13 protein-coding genes and 2 tRNA genes are annotated in these 16,334 nt (G+C 70.9%); 5 read left to right on the top strand and 10 right to left on the bottom strand.

The features are described from left to right. The first annotated feature begins 55 nt into the window (after positions 1–55). Both RAB71_RS09040 and RAB71_RS09035 read left to right on the top strand, forming a co-directional pair. Complete coding sequence (locus RAB71_RS09040) at positions 56–1,258, top strand: DUF3142 domain-containing protein (protein ID WP_010342624.1); 1,203 nt, start codon at positions 56–58, stop codon at positions 1,256–1,258. Continuing rightward, positions 1,245–3,452: a hypothetical protein gene (locus RAB71_RS09035; protein ID WP_052470998.1), complete on the top strand. Its 2,208-nt coding sequence runs from the start codon at positions 1,245–1,247 to the stop codon at positions 3,450–3,452. The genes RAB71_RS09040 and RAB71_RS09035 overlap by 14 nt, the downstream gene beginning before the upstream one ends. A 339-nt stretch (positions 3,453–3,791) precedes the next feature. Here RAB71_RS09035 and RAB71_RS09030 read toward each other — a convergent pair whose 3' ends face one another. Both RAB71_RS09030 and RAB71_RS09025 read right to left on the bottom strand, forming a co-directional pair. Next, positions 3,792–4,100, bottom strand: coding sequence for a hypothetical protein (locus RAB71_RS09030; RefSeq protein WP_010342627.1), 309 nt, complete (start codon positions 4,098–4,100; stop codon positions 3,792–3,794). A 9-nt stretch (positions 4,101–4,109) separates the two neighbouring features. Further along, complete coding sequence (locus RAB71_RS09025) at positions 4,110–4,577, bottom strand: STY0301 family protein (RefSeq protein WP_010342628.1); 468 nt, start codon at positions 4,575–4,577, stop codon at positions 4,110–4,112. Between the two features lie 227 nt (positions 4,578–4,804). On the opposite strand from RAB71_RS09025, the gene RAB71_RS09020 reads away from it, so the two are divergent. Beyond that, positions 4,805–5,200, top strand: a complete 396-nt coding sequence (locus RAB71_RS09020) for a DUF2628 domain-containing protein (RefSeq protein WP_010342629.1) — start codon at positions 4,805–4,807, stop codon at positions 5,198–5,200. Positions 5,201–5,359: 159 nt separating this feature from the next. After that, a complete protein-coding gene (locus tag RAB71_RS09015; protein WP_010342630.1) occupies positions 5,360–7,522 on the top strand; it encodes a TonB-dependent siderophore receptor in 2,163 nt (720 codons plus the stop codon). 192 nt (positions 7,523–7,714) lie between these two features. Here the strand turns inward: RAB71_RS09015 and RAB71_RS09010 are convergent. Then, positions 7,715–7,788, bottom strand: a tRNA-Cys gene (locus RAB71_RS09010). A 386-nt stretch (positions 7,789–8,174) separates the two neighbouring features. Here RAB71_RS09010 and RAB71_RS09005 point away from each other — a divergent pair. Beyond that, positions 8,175–9,359, top strand: a complete 1,185-nt coding sequence (locus tag RAB71_RS09005; RefSeq protein ID WP_010342631.1) for a hypothetical protein — start codon at positions 8,175–8,177, stop codon at positions 9,357–9,359. A 197-nt stretch (positions 9,360–9,556) separates the two neighbouring features. On the opposite strand, the gene RAB71_RS09000 is transcribed toward RAB71_RS09005, so the two are convergent. From RAB71_RS09000 to kdsB, 7 genes are all read right to left on the bottom strand, one after another. Next, positions 9,557–10,483 (bottom strand): glycosyl hydrolase family 18 protein, encoded by a 927-nt coding sequence (locus RAB71_RS09000; RefSeq protein WP_199774632.1) that lies wholly within the window; start codon positions 10,481–10,483, stop codon positions 9,557–9,559. 446 nt (positions 10,484–10,929) lie between these two features. Next, a tRNA-Gly gene (locus tag RAB71_RS08995) sits at positions 10,930–11,005 on the bottom strand. Between the two features lie 36 nt (positions 11,006–11,041). Then, positions 11,042–11,677: a CDP-diacylglycerol--glycerol-3-phosphate 3-phosphatidyltransferase gene (gene pgsA, locus RAB71_RS08990; RefSeq protein ID WP_010342633.1), complete on the bottom strand. Its 636-nt coding sequence runs from the start codon at positions 11,675–11,677 to the stop codon at positions 11,042–11,044. A 9-nt stretch (positions 11,678–11,686) separates the two neighbouring features. Beyond that, a complete protein-coding gene (gene uvrC, locus RAB71_RS08985; protein WP_010342634.1) occupies positions 11,687–13,546 on the bottom strand; it encodes an excinuclease ABC subunit UvrC in 1,860 nt (619 codons plus the stop codon). Beyond that, the gene (locus tag RAB71_RS08980; RefSeq protein WP_010342635.1) at positions 13,543–14,964 is read right to left on the bottom strand and encodes a hypothetical protein; all 1,422 of its coding nucleotides are present in this window, start codon (positions 14,962–14,964) and stop codon (positions 13,543–13,545) included. Before RAB71_RS08980 ends, uvrC begins: the two co-directional genes overlap by 4 nt. Next, the gene (locus tag RAB71_RS08975; protein ID WP_010342637.1) at positions 14,961–15,452 is read right to left on the bottom strand and encodes a low molecular weight protein-tyrosine-phosphatase; all 492 of its coding nucleotides are present in this window, start codon (positions 15,450–15,452) and stop codon (positions 14,961–14,963) included. Before RAB71_RS08975 ends, RAB71_RS08980 begins: the two co-directional genes overlap by 4 nt. Further along, complete coding sequence (gene kdsB / locus RAB71_RS08970) at positions 15,449–16,231, bottom strand: 3-deoxy-manno-octulosonate cytidylyltransferase (RefSeq protein ID WP_010342638.1); 783 nt, start codon at positions 16,229–16,231, stop codon at positions 15,449–15,451. Before kdsB ends, RAB71_RS08975 begins: the two co-directional genes overlap by 4 nt. Positions 16,232–16,334 lie beyond the last annotated feature (103 nt).

Genomic DNA, 16,334 nt, shown 5'->3' with positions numbered 1-16,334 from the left:
TCGCACACTGCCCGCCCGCCGGGGCAGTGGCCGCGCGTGTCCTGACCCGGCCGCCGTGTCACTGCGCCATGCGCTCCTCGGGCTGAGCCTGCTGCTGGTCGGCTGCGCGGCGTCGGCACCGGCACCGCTGGAACAGCAGGTCTACGTCTGGCAACGGCAGTGGAGCGCCGCGCATGCAGTGGCGCTGGCGCAGACCCGCGCGGACTTCGCGGCGCTGCGCGTACTGGCGCTGCAGGCGCATCCGCGCGCCGGCTGGGGCCGCGCCGCGGTGGATCTGCGGCAGCTCGCCGCCGATGGCCGCCCGGTGATCGCGGTGGTGCGGCTGGACGGCCAATTGCCGGCACTGGACGCGGCGCGGATCGACACCGAGGTCCTGCAGTTGGTGCGCCGCTGGCGCGCGGCTGGCGTGGCGCTGCGCGGCGTGGAGATCGACCACGATTGCGCCACCGCGCGCCTGCCCGCCTACGCCGTGCTGCTGCGTCAACTGCGCGGCGCGCTGCCGGCCGACCTGGCGCTGAGCATCACCGCCCTGCCCGCCTGGCTGGACAGCACGGCGCTGGCGCCGCTGTTGCGCACGGTCGACAGTTCGGTGCTGCAGGTGCATGCGGTGGACGCGCCCGCGGCCGGCCTGTTCGATCCGGTACAGGCGCGGCGCTGGGCCGACCGCTACGCCCAGCGTAGCGCCAAGCCGTTCTGGCTGGCCCTGCCGGCCTACGGTGTGGCCCTGGTCGACAACGCCGATGCCGATACCGACGCCACGCCGCTGATCGAAAGCGAAGCGCCGCTGTCGGCACGCGGCACGCGCCACGAATTGCGCGTGTCGCCACAGCAACTGGCCGTCTTCGTCGAGGCGCTGCACGCGCACCGCCCGCCGCACCTGACCGGCATCGTCTGGTTCCGCCTGCCGCTGCCGGGCGATCGCCGCGCCTGGTCGCTGGCGACGCTGCAGGCGGTGGTGCACGGGCGTCCCTTGCAGGCGGCGGTGCAGGTACACGCCAGCGGCAGCGGCCCGGTCTACGACCTGATCCTGGCCAACCACGGCACCGCCGCGGCTGCGCTGCCGCGGCGCGTGGTCCTGCACGGCAGCACCTGCGAGGCCGGCGACGCCCTGGGCGATTACCGGCTGCACCTGCCGGAGCAGGGGCTCCGCTTCGACCGCACCACCGCTTCCTCGCCCCTGGCCGCCGGCGAACGCCGCGCACTTGGCTGGGTCCGCTGCCGCAACCTGCACACAGGTGCCATCGATGTCCTGCCGTGATTCCCGGCGCGCCGCCGCGCTCGCCGTCGCGCTGATCCTGCTGCCGCTGGGCCGCGCCCGCGCCTGCGGCCCGGAGTTTCCCTACCGTCTGCTCGACGACCGCGCCGGCGCGCTGGCGCAGTTGCCGGAAGGCAGCTTCGTCCGCGAGGTGCAACGCCTGGGCGCGCCGATCGACGGCCTCGGCCGCGCCAGCGCAGCGACCCTGCCGCGCTACTGGGACGCCGGCGCGCAGTTCCCGCAGCAGCGCGATGCCGTCGAACGCACGCAACTGGGCGCTGCGCGGTTCGCCCGGATCGAACACCTCCGCGCGCTGGACGACGCGCGGCGCGTCGAGCGCGAAGGGGCCGACCTGCCGCCGGAACTGCGCCTGTACACCGCCGGCGCGGTCGCATTCGCGCAGGGGCATTATCCGCAGGCGGCGGACTATTTCCGCCAGGTGCTGGCCCTGCCCGAAGCGCAGCGCCGCACGCGCAGCACCTGGGCCGCCTACTCGCTGGGGCGCAGCCTGGCGCTGGCCGCCGACGGCGCGTTGGCCGGCGATGCGCCGGCGCAGCGGCAGGCGTACCGACAGCAGGCGCGGCAAGCCTTCCAGCAGACCCGTGCGCTGCGCCTGGCCGGGTTCGACGATCCGCTGGAGCTGGGCATCGCCAGCCTCGGCGAGGAGGCACGCCTGCTGCTCGCCAGCGGCGACTGGAACGGCGCGATCGGCCTGTACGCGGTGCAGGCGGCGCAGGGCTCTGACACCGGCATGAGTTCGCTCAAGCAGGTGGCCGCCGACCTCGCCCGCCGCAGCGATGCCGAACTGGCGCCGCTGCTGCAGCAACAGGCGGTGCGACGGCTGCTGATCGCCAAACTGCTCAGCGACACCACCGCGTTCGACCCCGAGACCGGCAGCACCCTGTCCTCGGCGCGCTTCCTGCGCCTGCTCGAACAGGCGCAGCGCGAACCGGTGGAAGACGCCGACCGGCTGGCGGCGTTGGCCTATCGCCAGGGCGATTACCCCGCCACCGCGCGCCTGCTCGCGCATGCCGGCGACAGCGGCCTGGCCTGGTGGCTGCGCGCGAAGATGGCGCTGCGCGCCGGCGACGCCGCGCGCGCCGCCCAGGCCTATGCGCAGGCATCCCGGCGCTTCCCGCCGAACGAAGACTGGGGCACCCGCCGCAACGGCGACTGGAGCAACGAGACGGTCAAACCGCAGTGCCGCATCGAGGGCGAAGCGGCGATCCTGGCCCTGCAACGCGGCAGCTACGTTGACGCGTTCGCACAGCTGTACCGCAGCGGCGACCTCTACTGGGAAGACGCCGCCGCGGTCGCCGAGCGCGTACTCACCGTGCAGGAACTGCAGGACTACGTGGATCGCCACGTCCCCGCTGCGCCGCCGCCCGCCGCGGAGGCGGCAGCGGAGTACTGGGAGCGCACACCGGCGCTGAAACTGCGCGAACTGCTGGCGCGCCGGCTGATGCGCGACGGCCGCTACGACGCTGCGCTGCCCTACTTCGCCCAGGCCGGACTGCGCGAGGCGGCACGCCGTTACCGCGATGCGCGGCGGCAGGGCGCATCGGCCTGGACCGGCATCGGCCGCGCCGAGGGCCATTACCGGGCCGCATTGATCGCGCGCCGCCAGGGCATGGAACTGCTGGGCTATGAGCTGGGGCCAGACAACCGGGTCTACGCCGGCAACTACGCCGAAGCGGCCTCGCATGCGCAGCTGCGCCCGGGCGGCCTGATCGCCGCCGCCGAAGCGCAGCGCTGGACCGCCACCGCCGCCCGGCCCTACCGCCGCTATCACTACCGCTGGATCGCCGCCGCCCTGGCCGATCGCGCCGCCGACGACCTGCCCACACGCAGCCAGGCCTACGCCGCGGTGCTGTGCCAGGCCACCGACTGGTTGATCACCCTCGACCCGGCGCAGGCGCGCCGCTCCTACCAGCGCTATGTCGCGCACGGCGCCCTCAACCCGGTGCCCGGCAAGGCCTATGTGTTCGGCGTGGGCGCTTGCGAGACTCCGGATTTCGAAGGCGCGCGGCGGCGCCTGTGGATCGAGCGCGGTCAGGCCGTGCGCCAGTTCGTGCACACGCATCGCGTCGGCCTGGGCGCGGCCGGGCTGGCGCTGCTGGCCGCGGCGGCCTGGCTGGTGCGTCGGCGCGTGCGGCGCAAGTCGCGCGATAGCGCAAATCGGACGCCACAGGGCTGAGCCACGCGCCAAGTCGGACGAGCGCATGACAGCGGCCGCGTGCCATCACCGACGAAACCGTCAGGCCCGCGCTACACCGCCCTGACCAATCACGAATCCCGACTCCCGACTCCCCAGGTAGGGATCGCCCTCCCTCGCTCGTCTCTTCTCCAGGAGTTTCCCTTTCGGACTGGAATCGCGTCGGCGCACGCGGCGCCGGCCGCTCTGCCGTCCTGGACGACCGTTCTCCCGATGCAGCACCGCACCACGCGCGACAAGGACGTCACCGCTCGCGGCATGCGCCGCGTGGCGTTCGCGTGCCTGCGTCAGTCCCGCATGCACGCGGTCTGGAGACGGCGCTCAGTTCCAGCAGTCCCAGGCCAGGCAGGCGATCACCATCGCAGCCAGGCAGCACAGGCGCGTGCTGCGGCTGCGGCTCAGCAGCGCGTGCACGCCCTGCAACAGCAGCAGCGCGGCCAGCACGCACAGGCCGACCAGCCGCCCGTTGCCGCTGTGCTGGAAATTGGCGGAGGACAACTGCGGATCGGGACCGTCCACCCACGCGTACGGGCTACCGGACACGGCGTACAGCAGCAGCATGCCCAACGCATAGCCGCTCCAGGACAGCACCTGCGCGGTGATCGCCACGGCCTTGCGCGCGCCTGCCATCGCGCGGCCTCACTCGCACACGAACAGGGTGCCGGCGGCCGGCCCGGTGCCGCTGGCACGCAGCGGCCTCGCCTCGCAACGCGCGACGTCGCCGACGCGCCGCGACACCTGCACCAGGCCATCGGGTCCATAGCCGCACACCAGGTAAATACCGTGCGGGTCGGGCGCATCGAAGCGCCAGATCGACACGCCCGCATCACCCGGGCGGCGCGTTTCCTCGTTGCTCGGCACCAGCGCCGCCATTTCGCGCGGTGGCCCGGAATAGACGCCACTGGAGAACAGCCGCAGCGACGGCGCGGCGGCGAATGCGACGCGGGCGTCGGCCGGCAGGTCGGGACTCTGCAACGGCGCTTCGGCCACGCGCAGGCGCTCGGGACACTGCAGCGTCTGCCTGGCTGCGGCCGGCACCGCGAACAGCGTGGCGACGAGCAGCGGCAGCGCGCGGCGTGCCGTAGCGGAAATGTCCTTCAGAACCATCGCGTGCTCCTGGTCGACTGCGGCATCAAGACCGGCCAGGGCGTCCCTCCTGGCCTTCCACTCCCGGCGCTCCCCGCAAACACGGCGAGCCAGCTCGGCGGAGCGCGCCTACGGTGCCCACGCCATCGCCAAAGGTCAACGCGCCACCACCACGCCCGACCGGCGCGGTCGCGCGCGTCGACGCTCCCGCATTCCCCCACCCCAACCACCCGAAGAAGAGAACCCCGATGCACAGCACGACCCACGACTACAGCCAGTACAGCCCGAAATGGCAGTTCCGCTTCACTTTCTACGACACCTACGGCGAACCCAAGTCGGCCAGCTTCAAGGAGGCGATGAAGGCGCTGCCGTTCAAGGAGAAGCTGCGCCTCAACATGAACTGGTTCGCCTTCTTCTTCGGCTTCATCTACCTGTTCGTGCTCGGGCTGTGGCGCAAGGCGCTGATGCTGCTCGCCATCTCGCTGTGCTGCGGCATCGTGCTGACCTTCCTGCCGGACGCGGCCAGCCGGGCCTTCGGCATCGCCTACTCGATCCTGGTCGGCATGACCGCCAACTACGCCTACTATCTGGACAGGGTGAAGGGGAGCACCAGTTGGAACCCGTTCGAAGGCATCCGCTGGTAAGCGCCCGCTCGCGCAACGCCCAGCACACGTAGCGTCCGCCGCCGCAACGGCGGCGGACCCATCATTCCCTCGCCACCCAGGCCCGCGCCCAGGCAGCCCTTCCCTCCGCCTGTGCGACCCGTTCGTCGCGCACAGGCATCGCAACGAAGGAGCCGCCTGATGTCGCCCCTGTTCTACCGCCCGGCGTTCGCGCGCCGCACCCGCCGCGTCGCACCGCTGGCCGCCGCCATCGCGGTCCTTGTCACGGCCGGCCCGCACGCCGCGCATGCGCAAGACGCCACCACCCTGCCCGCCGTGCGCGTCAGCGAGCGCAGCGATCCCGGCACGCGCAGCAGCACCGCCACCAAGACCGACACCAGCCTGCTGGAAACGCCGCAGTCGCTGTCGGTGATCGACGATGCGCGCATGCAGGCCCAGGGCGCGCAGACGCTCAAGGACGCGCTGAGCTATACGCCCGGGGTGATCCCCACCCGCTACGGCACCGACTCGCGCTACGACTGGATCTCGCTGCGCGGCTTCGACGCCTATGCGCCCGGCTTTTACCTGGACGGCATGCCGCTGCGCAATAACGGCAACTGGGGCATCTGGCCGATCGAACGCTACGGCGCCGAGCGCATCGAGGTGCTGCGCGGCCCGGCCTCGGTGCTGTACGGACAGAGCGGCCCAGGCGGGCTGGTCAACGCGATCAGCAAGCGGCCGACCGCCGAGCCGCTGCACGAACTGCAAGTGCAGCTCGGCGATCACCAACGCCGGCAGCTCGCTGGCGACCTGTCCGGGCCGCTCAGCGAGGACGGCACCGTGCTGTACCGCCTCACCGCCCTGGCGCGCGAGGCCGAGCTGCCCGCCGGCGGCATGCGCGACGACCGCCGCTTCCTGGCCCCGGCGCTGACCTGGGCGCCGAGCGCGGCCACCCGCCTCACCGTGCTCTCGCAGCTCGGCCGCACCCGCGCCGGCGTGTACCTGCGCATGCGGCCGGCGGTGGGATCGCTGGTGCCGACCGCGATCGGCACCTATCTCCCCAGCCGCCTGTTCGAAAGCGACCCCACCTACAACCGTTTCGACCTGGACACGGCGATGTTCGCCGCGCTGTTCGAACACCGCGTCAACGACGTGCTGCGCCTGCGCCAGAACGCCCGCTACGGCCGCCTGAAGGTGGACTACCGCAGCGTGCAAGGACGCGGTTTCGTCATCGACGATCCCGCCGATCCGCTGGACCCGGCCAACTTCGCCCGACTGCGCCGCACCGCCTCGGACAGCAGGGAAACGGTGCACGCGCTGAACCTGGACAACCAGCTCGAGCTGCGCCTGCACGCCGGCGCCGTGCAGCACACACTGCTGTTCGGCCTGGACTACCAGCGCACGCGCATCGACCAGGTCACCCACAGCGGCGGCACCACCACGCCGCTGGACATCCGCCATCCGGTCTACGGCGATCCGGTCCAGTTGCCTGCCCCCTGGTACGACGGCATCGCCACGGTGAGCCAGACCGGCCTGTACGTGCAGGACCAGGTGCGCTGGCGCGAGCGCTGGCTGCTCACCCTCGGCGCCCGCTACGACCGCGCCGACAGCCGGCTCGACAGCCGCCTGGACGGCAGCCACAGCGACATCGTCGAACGCAAGGCCAGCAAGCGCGCCGGCCTCACCTACGTGGCCGCGAACGGCTGGGCGCCGTACCTGAGCTACAGCGAATCGTTCGTGCCGACCGCCACGCGCGACCCACTGAGCGGCCGCGCGTTCCGCCCGGAAAGCGGGCGCCAGTACGAAGCCGGCCTGCGTTTCCAGCCCGACGGCGGCACCCAGTCGTACAGCGCCGCCGTGTTCAACCTGCGCCGGCGCAACTACCTGACCTACGATCCGGACTACGTCCCGCGCCAGACCGGCGAGACCCTGGTCCGCGGCCTGGAACTGGAGGCGACGCTGCACCCGCTGCCGCGTTTGCAACTGATCGGCTCCTACAGCTACACACCGACGGTGCATGTCACCGCCAGCAGCAATCCAGGTGAACTGGGCAAGCCACTGTCAGCGGTCTCGCGCCATGCCGCCGCGCTGTGGGGCGACTACCGCTTCGACAGCGGCATCCGCGTCGGCCTGGGCGCGCGCTACACCGGCGCCAATCGCGGTGACCTGGACGCCGCGCGCGCCGAGGTGCCGGCATTCACCCTGTTCGACGCACTGCTCGGCTACGACCGCGATCGCTGGAACTTCGCCCTGAACGTGCGCAATCTCGCCGACAGGACCTACCTCAGCAACTGCGACGCCTACGACAACTGTTACTACGGCGAACAGCGTCGGGTGACGGCCACGGCGACGTATCGCTGGTGAGGCTAAGCGTGCGCGACGGCAGGAGGCGCCGTCACGCACGCGCTTCGCGCCGGTCGCTCCCGCGCGCATGCGCGGTCTGAGGACGTTCGCTCGTTTTGGCGAAGCACGCGGATCGATGCGACGACGAAACGATGCACGCATGACGCAACGCAAAAGGGCCGCAGAAAGCGGCCCTTTTACGTTGCATCGAACTGGAGGCCTGGGTCGGAATTGAACCGGCGTACGCGGATTTGCAGTCCGCTGCATAACCACTCTGCCACCAGGCCGGTGGACTGACGTCTTGCCGCAACGCCCATGGCGCCCGACAAAAACAAAGCCCCGCTGCCGGGGCCCTGGCGCGGGAATCGGACAATGCCTTACGGCTTTCGTCCAACACGTTGATTCAAAAGATGTTTTTGAATCAGCCCGACGCACAACGGACTGCATTGTGTACCAAGCTCCCCGGCTTGGCAACCCTGCGCTGCGCGTGCTCAGCGTTTGCGAAGAGCGCACTGCGGACACTACGACACGTGCGTGCCGCCCCACGACGACTGGAATGCCCACCACAGCGCCATGCCGGTGGCAGTAGACAAGCGCGGCATCGCGCGCCATCGCGCACGATCGGCGTCCTGCGCCGCTCTAGCATGGCGCCACACCCAACCGAGGCATCGCCATGAACCGATGGACACGCTGGAGCAGCACTGCGCTGTGCCTGGCCGCGAGCGCCACCGCCACCGCGCAGACCTGCACGCTGCAGTCGCAGACCGTGGACCTGCCGCTGGTCTCCAAGGCCACGCCCAAATTCGCCTATCAGGTGCGCGTGCAGCTCGGCAGCGATGCCGATGGCCGCAGCAACGGCAGCCAGGTGCTGGAAGTCGATACCGGTTCCACCGGCGTGGTGGTGCCGCTGAGCGACGCGCTGCGCAGCGCCTGGGACGCGTCCAGCACGCCCGGCTACATCTTCTACTCGAGCGACGGCAAGTATCACCCCGGCAAGTACGTGGACGTACCGATGCGGCTCGGCGTTTCCGCGGACGGCAAGCGCGCCGCGGCGCGGGTGGACCGCATCACCGTGCTGGCGGCGCAGTGCACCTGCGATGTCGCCAGCATCGCCCAACCACCCAAGCCGCTGGCGCAGGTACCCGCCACCTGCGCCGGCTACAACGGCAGCCCCGCGTTGAGCAGCACCACGCAGGTGCTGCGCGACTGCAGCACCATTGCGCCGGGCTTCGGCATGATGGGCGTGGGCTACGACCGCGGCGTCGACGCCGCGCGCAATCCGTTTCTCAACCTGGCGCAGATGCGCGCGCAGCGCATGAGCCCCGGCTACATCGTCGGCGCCAAGAGCATCACCCTGGGCGTCAGCAAGCGGGCATTGACCGGTTTCGCCCTGGTGCCGCTGCAGCGCGGTGCGGCTACCGCCACCGCGCCCAGCGACTGGCAGGCGCCCACCGCCTGCGCCAGCTTCCCCGACAGCGGCAGCGACTACCGCGTCTGCGGCAAACTGCTGCCCGACACCGGCGTGTCCTACATGATGCTCAATCCGGTGGTGCCGCCCGCTACGCCGGCCAGCCTGCAACAGACCGTGCAACTGGCCGGCCATGCCACGCGCGTGGTGCCGGATGCCACCCAACTGCGACTCGATGTCGTCGACGCCAAGGGACGGCCGGTGTTCGGCTACGGCTTCGCGGTCGGCGACGGCAAGGCGGCGACCCCGGACAGCGTGCAGTGGCGCGGACCGCTGAAGACGCCGCCGGGGCACATCAACAGCGGCCGCCACCTGCTCGCCGCGGGCGACTATGCCTACGACGCCGCCTGCGGACATGCTGGATTCCACGCGGTCTCCCCCGCGCCCTGACTCGGCGCAGGTATGCGGGTGTCGTCTGCGCGATCGCGCACGTCCGCACGGCGTCGCCACCGCTGGCGCGCGAGGTGCAGCAGCACTGGGTGGCACTGCTGCGTCTGCGCATCGCCGGTCATCGGTGGCCGGCGATGCGCTCGCTGCCGCAAGGCGTGTCGCTGCGCACGAACAAGCGGCGCGGCACGCGCGACGCGCTAGCGCGCTGCGGTCGTACCGCCCGACTGCGCCTGGGCCGTGTCGTAGATCGTCTTGGCACCGGTGAAGGTCGGTTGCACGTCTTCGTTCTTGCCGTCCAGACCATGATCGTTGTCGAGCCGCCAGCTGAACATGCCGCGCAGTCCGTGCTGCAAGGCGTAATTTGTCCAGGCGGCGGTGTCCTCGAGCGAGGTCTGCACATCGCCATTCTCGGTGGCCACACCGCCCATCAGGATGCCGGCGCTGACTCCGGCATCGAGCCACACCTGCGCATCCTGCGGCGTGCCCAGCGAGGAATAATCCTGCAACTCCGCGGCATCGACGTACTGATTGAATGCCGCCACCGCACCCTCGCCATACAGGCCGTCCGGACCATTGCCTGGCCATGGCACCGACACCGCGATGCCCAGCCCTGCCGCCTTGAAGCTGGCGCTGAGCTGGCCGACCAGCTCGACGACGAATGGCATGCCACCGCCTTCGGCGTCGATGCTGATCCCAGCGAGACCGTGCTGTTGCAGGTAGGCCACGATATTGGCCGTGGAACGGTTGGCGTTGTTGCGGTTGTCGGCCGCCGTCTCGGCCAGTCCGGTGTCGCCCACACCGGCATAGATCACCGCCGTCGGCGCCTGCGCCTTGATCTGGGCGAGATTCTGCATGGCGAATTGCTGGTCCAGATCCAGCGTGTAGCCGCTGGCGGCCGGCACGAAGCTGCCGAACGCCAGGTTGTAACGGCTCGCATAGCCGAGCGGGACCTTGCCCTGCGCAAGATTGTCGGCACCCGTGGCGTTCCATGTGTCGTACCAGGTCGCGATCTCGAAGGTCATCGGTAGCTCCTGAAGTGGCAGGTGAGTGGACGGCATCGCTTCGCGCGGCGCCTGACAGTCGATGCCGGCGCACGCGTTGCCCGCACACCCTGGCCGGGCCAACTGCCTCTCGGCGGGCGCCGCTGCACGGTCTGCAAGCCGCCATCGACGCTACCGCAGGCTTCTATCACGGCGGTCGACACAATCCCGATCCGGAACCGCCATTCCGGTCGCCGGCGCCAATGCGCCAGCATTCGCGCGCGACCGACCAGGCCAATGGCGGGAAGAGGCACCGTCGTCGGCACACGCAGTTGGGAGCAAGGAAACCACACGCGCCACGTCGCGCGATCACGCGGCCCAATGACAGCGACAGGCAGCACGGCGGCTGCGACAGCGGCAGACGATGGCAGGCTGTCCAGGCGAAACGTTGCGCACGACGCCGCACCGTCGGCAGCGGGCAAGGCCCCACTCGCAATGCGCAAGGGTCGCGCCGCGTGCACGTGCCCACCCACCATCGCAGCGCATCACCCAAAACGAAAACAGGACCCGAAGGTCCTGTTTTCATGATCTGGAGCGGGAAACGAGACTCGAACTCGCGACCTCAACCTTGGCAAGGTTGCGCTCTACCAACTGAGCTATTCCCGCTTGAGGCCGCGAATTCTACCGGGACCACGCAGCCTGTCAACCGTTGCCTTCGATTTTTTTCGCGTTCTTTTCCGCTACCGCGGCGCGCTCGTCGTCGCGCAGGCTCGGCCAGGCCGCATGCAGGTACTGGATGCCCGACAACAGGGTCAGGATCGCGGCGATGGCCAGGGTCCAGTCGCCGACGTGGAAGACGAACAGGCCCATCCACACACTCTCCGGCGGCGAGCCGTCTGGCATCACCGAGTACAGCAGGCACAGCAGCGCCACCATCTGCGCGGTGGTCTTGATCTTGCCGATCATCGCCACGCGCACCTTGGCGCGCTGGCCGATCTCGGCCATCCACTCGCGCAGCGCCGACACCGCGATCTCGCGGCCGACGATCACCGCCGCCCAGAACGCCATCCACGGCGTCGGGTGGCCCTGCACGATCAGGAACAGCGCCACCGCCACCATCAGCTTGTCGGCCACCGGATCCAGGAACGCGCCGAACGCGGAGTACTGGTGATAGCGCCGCGCCACCCAGCCATCCAGCCAGTCGGTGAACGCGGCCAGGCCGAAGATCGCCGCCGAGGCGAAGTTGGTCCAGGTGTACGGCAGATAGAACACCAGCACCAGCACGGGGATCATCACGATCCGCAGCAGCGTGAGCCAGGTGGGGATGGTCAACTTCATTGCGCTGCTCTACTCGCCTGCCGGATCGGGTACCGGCAGCCCGTGCAGGTTAGCGTAGATTCGTGCAGCCAGTGCGTCATTGATCCCTTCCACCCGCGCGATCTCGGCCTCGCCGGCGGCCTTGAGCCCGGCCAGTCCGCCAAAGTGCTTGAGCAGGCTGGCGCGGCGCCGCGGGCCGATGCCGGGGATGTCCTCCAGCTTGCTGGTCATGCGCGCCTTCTGGCGGCGCCCGCGGTGGCCGGTGATGGCGAAGCGGTGCGCCTCGTCGCGCACCTGCTGGATGAACTGCAGCGCCGGCGACGCCGCGCCCGGCCGCAGCTCGCGCCCGTCCGGCATCACCAGGGTCTCGTGGCCGGCGCGGCGCTCGGCGCCCTTGGCCACACCGATCAGCAGCACCCCGTCCACGCCCAGGTCGGCCAGCGCCCCGGTGGCCTGCGCCAACTGGCCGGCGCCGCCATCGATCAGCAGCACGTCCGGCAGCACCGCATCGCCCTTGCCCTCGCCTTCGGCGGCGCGACGGAAGCGGCGCTCGATCGCCTGGCGCATCGCCGCGTAGTCGTCGCCCGGCTCGATGCCGCTGATGTTGTAGCGCCGGTACTGGCTGCGCACCGGGCCGCTGGCATCGAACACCACGCACGAGGCCACCGTGGCCTCGCCCATGGTGTGGCTGATGTCGAAGCACTCCACCCGCTTGACCGGCTCGGCCAGGCCGAGCATCTCGCGCAGCGCCTCGCTGCGCGCGTGCTGGGCGTTGCGGCTGGTCAGTTCGGTGACCAGGGTGGCCTGGGCGTTGCGGCTGGCCAGCTCCAGGTAGCCGGCGCGCTCGCCGCGCACGTTCCACTTCAGCTGCACCTTGCGCTCGGCCGCCGAACTCAGCGCCGCCTCGATCAGCTCGGCGTCGGGAATCTCGCGATCCAGCAGCACCTCGCGCGGCGGCGCGTGCTCGACGTAGTACTGCGACACGAACGCGCCCAGCACTTCGGCGGCGCTGTCCTCGCCATTGGTCTTGGGGAAGAACGCGCGGGTGCCGAGATTGCGCCCGTCGCGGAACGCCAGCAGCAGCACGCAGGCGTTGGCGCCCTGGGTGGCGCAGGCCAGCACGTCGAGGTCGGCGGCGCGGCCGTCCACGTACTGCCGGCTCTGCATGCTGCGCAGCGAGCCGAGCAGGTCGCGCAGGCGCGCGGCGCGCTCGAACTCCAGGCGTTCGCTGGCGGCCTGCATGGCCTGCACCAGTTCCTCGCCGAGCTGGTCGCTGCGCCCTTCCAGGAACAGCGTGGAGCGGCGCACCGCCTCGGCGTACTCGTCGGCCGCCACCAGCGCCACGCACGGCGCACTGCAGCGGCCGATCTGGTACTGCAGGCACGGCCGCGAGCGGTTGCGGAACACGCTGTCCTCGCAGCTGCGCAGCTTGAACAGCTTGTGCATCAGGTTTAGCGTCTCGCGCACCGCGGTGACGCCGGGATACGGCCCGAAGTAGCGCCCGGGCACCGCGCGCGGGCCACGGTGCAGGGTGATCCGCGGCCACTCCTCGCGGGTCAGCAGCACGTAGGGATAGCTCTTGTCGTCGCGCAGCGACACGTTGTAGCGCGGCGACAGCGACTTGATCAGCTGGTTTTCCAGCAGTAGCGCCTCGCCCTCGCTGCGGGTGACGGTGACGTCCATGCGCGCCACCTGCGCCAGCATGGCCATGGTCCGCGCGTTCTTCGGCGAGCCGCTGAAGTAGCTGGACACGCGCTTGCGCAGCGCGCCGGCCTTGCCGACGTAGAGCAAGGTGTCGTCGGCGGCGTACATGCGGTAGACGCCGGGCGCGGTACTGAGGTTGGCGGCAAAGGCCTTGCCGTCGAACGGGGGCAATTCGGGGGTACTCATTCGCCGATCGCGAGGTCGCGCAGTTCGCCGCTGGCGATGTCGTAGCGCAGCACCGCATGCGCATCGGTCTCGGCGATCCACACGGTGCCCGCGCTCACCGCCAGCCCGCCCGGGCCGTGCAGGCGCCGCGGCAATACCGCGGTGGAGAGTTCGCCGCCGCCCAGGCGCAGGCTGCGCAGGCTGCCGTTGCCGCTGTCGGCGATCCACAGCAGCGGCGCGTCCGGGCTCAGCGCGATCGCCTGCGGGAACTGCAGGCGGGCACGGCTGCGCGGCCCGTCCTCGTTGCCGAAATCCCACGGCCCCTGGCCGCCGAGCAGGGTCTGCACCAGGTCCCCGCGCAACTGCATCGAGCGCACCGCCGAGCCCAGCGCATCGCACACGTACAGCACCTGCTGCACCGCGGCCAGGCTGCACGGCTGCGCGAACGCGGCCAGGTGGCCGCTGCCGTCGCGCAGCTCCAGCGCACCGGCGCCCGCGCGCCAGCGCAAGCTGCGGCTGCCCAGGTCGTAGCTCCAGATGCGGTTGTCGCCGGCCATCGCCAGGTGCACCTGGTTGTCGGCGATCACCACGTCCTGCGGATGGTTCAAGGGCGCCAGCAGCGGTTGCTCCACCCGCCCCTCGACCGGCTCGCCGGCGCGGCCGTTGCCGCACAGCGTATCGACCTGGCCGGTGAGCAGGTTGATCCGGCGCAGCGCATGGTTGCCGGTGTCGGCCACGTACAGCACGCCGCGCTCCAGCGCCAGCCCGCGTGGGCGATGGAACGCCGCCTCGCCGATCGCGCCATCGATGAAGTCGGCGGTGCCGATGCCGAACTGGCGCAGGACGCGGCCATTGGTGCTGCATTCGAGAATGCGGTGATGGCCGCTGTCGGCCACATACAGCAGGTCGTCGGCCACCACCAGGCCGGTCGGGAAGCGCAGCGGCAGGCGCGGCTCCGGCTGGGTCTCGCGGGCGTCGCGCAGGTCCTCGTCCAGCGGCAACGGCTGCCCGGCGCACAGCGCGTGCAGCGCCTTGTCCAGTTCGGCGCCGCCGATGCCGACCAGGCGCTCGCGCTCGACACCGCCGGCGTCGATCAGCACCAGGGTCGGCCAGGCCTGGATGTCGAAGCGCTGCCAGGCGGCCCAATCGGCATCGAGCAGGATCGGCGCGGACACGCCCTGGCTGCGCAGCAGCTTCAGCGCGCGCTGCGGCTCGCGCTCGCTGTCGAAGCGCGGCACCTGCACCACGATCACCTGCAGCCGTCCGGGATTGCGCGCCTGCCACTGGCCGAGTTCGGCCAGACGCTGCGCGCACCACACCGAGGCGGCATTGACGAAGGCCAGCACCAGCGCCCTGCCCTGCAGATCGCGCAGGCGGATCGGCTCGGCGTTGAGCCAGGCGCCGGACGCGGGAAGTTCCAGGGCGGCGATGGAATTCATCGGCCGATTATGCCGGAGCCGAGGTCGGCGGACAGTCGTGCCACGCTGCCGGCGGCCGCTTCGTCTACCAGTTGCCAGACCTGCTCGAACTGCGCGCTGCCGCCGGTGTAAGGATCCGGGATCTCGCTCCGGCCTTGCACGCCGGCCCACGGCAGCCACAGCGCCACGCGCTCGCGCGCCGACGCCGGTGCGCGCTGCAGCACGTCGCGCAGGTTCGCCGCATCGGCGCACAGCAGCCAGTCGAATTCGGCAAAGTCGCGGTCGCGCAGTTGCCGCGCGCGCAGGCCGGCGATGTCCACGTCGTGCGCGGCCGCGCAGGCCACCGCGCGCCGGTCCGGCGGCTCGCCGCGGTGCCAGTCGTCGCCGGTGCCGGCCGAGTCGACCTCCACCACGCTCGCCAGCGGCGAACGCTGCAGGTGGTGGCGCAGCGCGCCCTCGGCCATCGGCGAACGGCAGATGTTGCCCAGGCACACCAGCAGCAGCTTCATGCCTGGCCGCCCTGCAGATAGGCCTCGGCGCGCGCCAGGTCCTCGGGCGTGTCCACGCCCGGCGGGAACGGCGCAGGCGACAGCGCCACCGCGATGCGGAAGCCGGCTTCCAGCACCCGCAACTGTTCCAGCGACTCGATCCGCTCCAACTGCCCCGGCGGCATCGCCGCGAACCGGCGCAGGAAGCCGGCGCGATAGGCATAGATGCCGATATGCCGCAACCACGGGCCGGGCAGCGGCAGCTGCGCCTGCGAGGCGGCGAAGGCGTCGCGGTGCCAGGGGATCGGCGCGCGGCTGAAGTACAGCGCATCGCCGTCGGCGCGGCGCACCAGCTTGACCACATTGGGATCGAACAGGTGTTCGGCCGCGTCCACCGGCGTGCCCAGGGTCGCCATCTCGGCGCCGCTGTCGGCCAGGGTCCGGGCCACCGCGACGATGCCGGCGACCGGCGCGAACGGTTCGTCGCCCTGCAGGTTGACCACCAGGGTCGCATCGTCCCAGCCGGCGATGTCGGCGCACTCGGCCAGGCGGTCGGTGCCGGAGGCGTGGTCGCTGGAGGTCGTGGCCACGTGCACGCCGTCCAGGTCGGCCACCGCGGCGGCGATGCGCGCATCGTCGGCAGCCACCCACACCTGCGTGGCACCGGCGGCGAGCGCACGCCGGGCCACGTGGCGGATCAGCGGCTCGCCACCGAGCGCACGCAAAGGCTTGCCCGGCAGCCGCGAGGCGGCATAACGGGCCGGGATGGCGACCACGAAGGGCGGCACGGCGGCGCTCATGCCGCCACCGCGCTGGCGGTGGGAACGTCACTGGCGGCGGCAGGCAGGTGCGGGAGGGGGGCGAATCCGGCCATGAATTGATCTTTCTCCGTCAATTATTGAG

Source organism: Xanthomonas sacchari (genome assembly GCF_040529065.1).
GTDB classification, from domain to species: domain Bacteria; phylum Pseudomonadota; class Gammaproteobacteria; order Xanthomonadales; family Xanthomonadaceae; genus Xanthomonas_A; species Xanthomonas_A sacchari.
The sequence above is the reverse complement of the archived record's forward strand: the minus strand, read 5'-3'. Positions and strand labels throughout refer to the sequence as shown.

Bases quoted from the DNA above. Each gene is read 5' to 3' on its own strand.
- RAB71_RS08975 (WP_010342637.1), bottom strand. From the start codon at position 15,452: ATGAAGCTGCTGCTGGTGTGCCTGGGCAACATCTGCCGTTCGCCGATG.
- kdsB (WP_010342638.1), bottom strand. From the start codon at position 16,231: ATGAGCGCCGCCGTGCCGCCCTTCGTGGTCGCCATCCCGGCCCGTTAT.
- RAB71_RS08980 (WP_010342635.1), bottom strand. From the start codon at position 14,964: ATGAATTCCATCGCCGCCCTGGAACTTCCCGCGTCCGGCGCCTGGCTC.
- RAB71_RS09005 (WP_010342631.1), top strand. From the start codon at position 8,175: ATGAACCGATGGACACGCTGGAGCAGCACTGCGCTGTGCCTGGCCGCG.
- RAB71_RS09030 (WP_010342627.1), bottom strand. From the start codon at position 4,100: ATGGCAGGCGCGCGCAAGGCCGTGGCGATCACCGCGCAGGTGCTGTCC.
- uvrC (WP_010342634.1), bottom strand. From the start codon at position 13,546: ATGAGTACCCCCGAATTGCCCCCGTTCGACGGCAAGGCCTTTGCCGCC.
- RAB71_RS09035 (WP_052470998.1), top strand. From the start codon at position 1,245: ATGTCCTGCCGTGATTCCCGGCGCGCCGCCGCGCTCGCCGTCGCGCTG.
- RAB71_RS09020 (WP_010342629.1), top strand. From the start codon at position 4,805: ATGCACAGCACGACCCACGACTACAGCCAGTACAGCCCGAAATGGCAG.
- RAB71_RS09015 (WP_010342630.1), top strand. From the start codon at position 5,360: ATGTCGCCCCTGTTCTACCGCCCGGCGTTCGCGCGCCGCACCCGCCGC.
- RAB71_RS09025 (WP_010342628.1), bottom strand. From the start codon at position 4,577: ATGGTTCTGAAGGACATTTCCGCTACGGCACGCCGCGCGCTGCCGCTG.
- pgsA (WP_010342633.1), bottom strand. From the start codon at position 11,677: ATGAAGTTGACCATCCCCACCTGGCTCACGCTGCTGCGGATCGTGATG.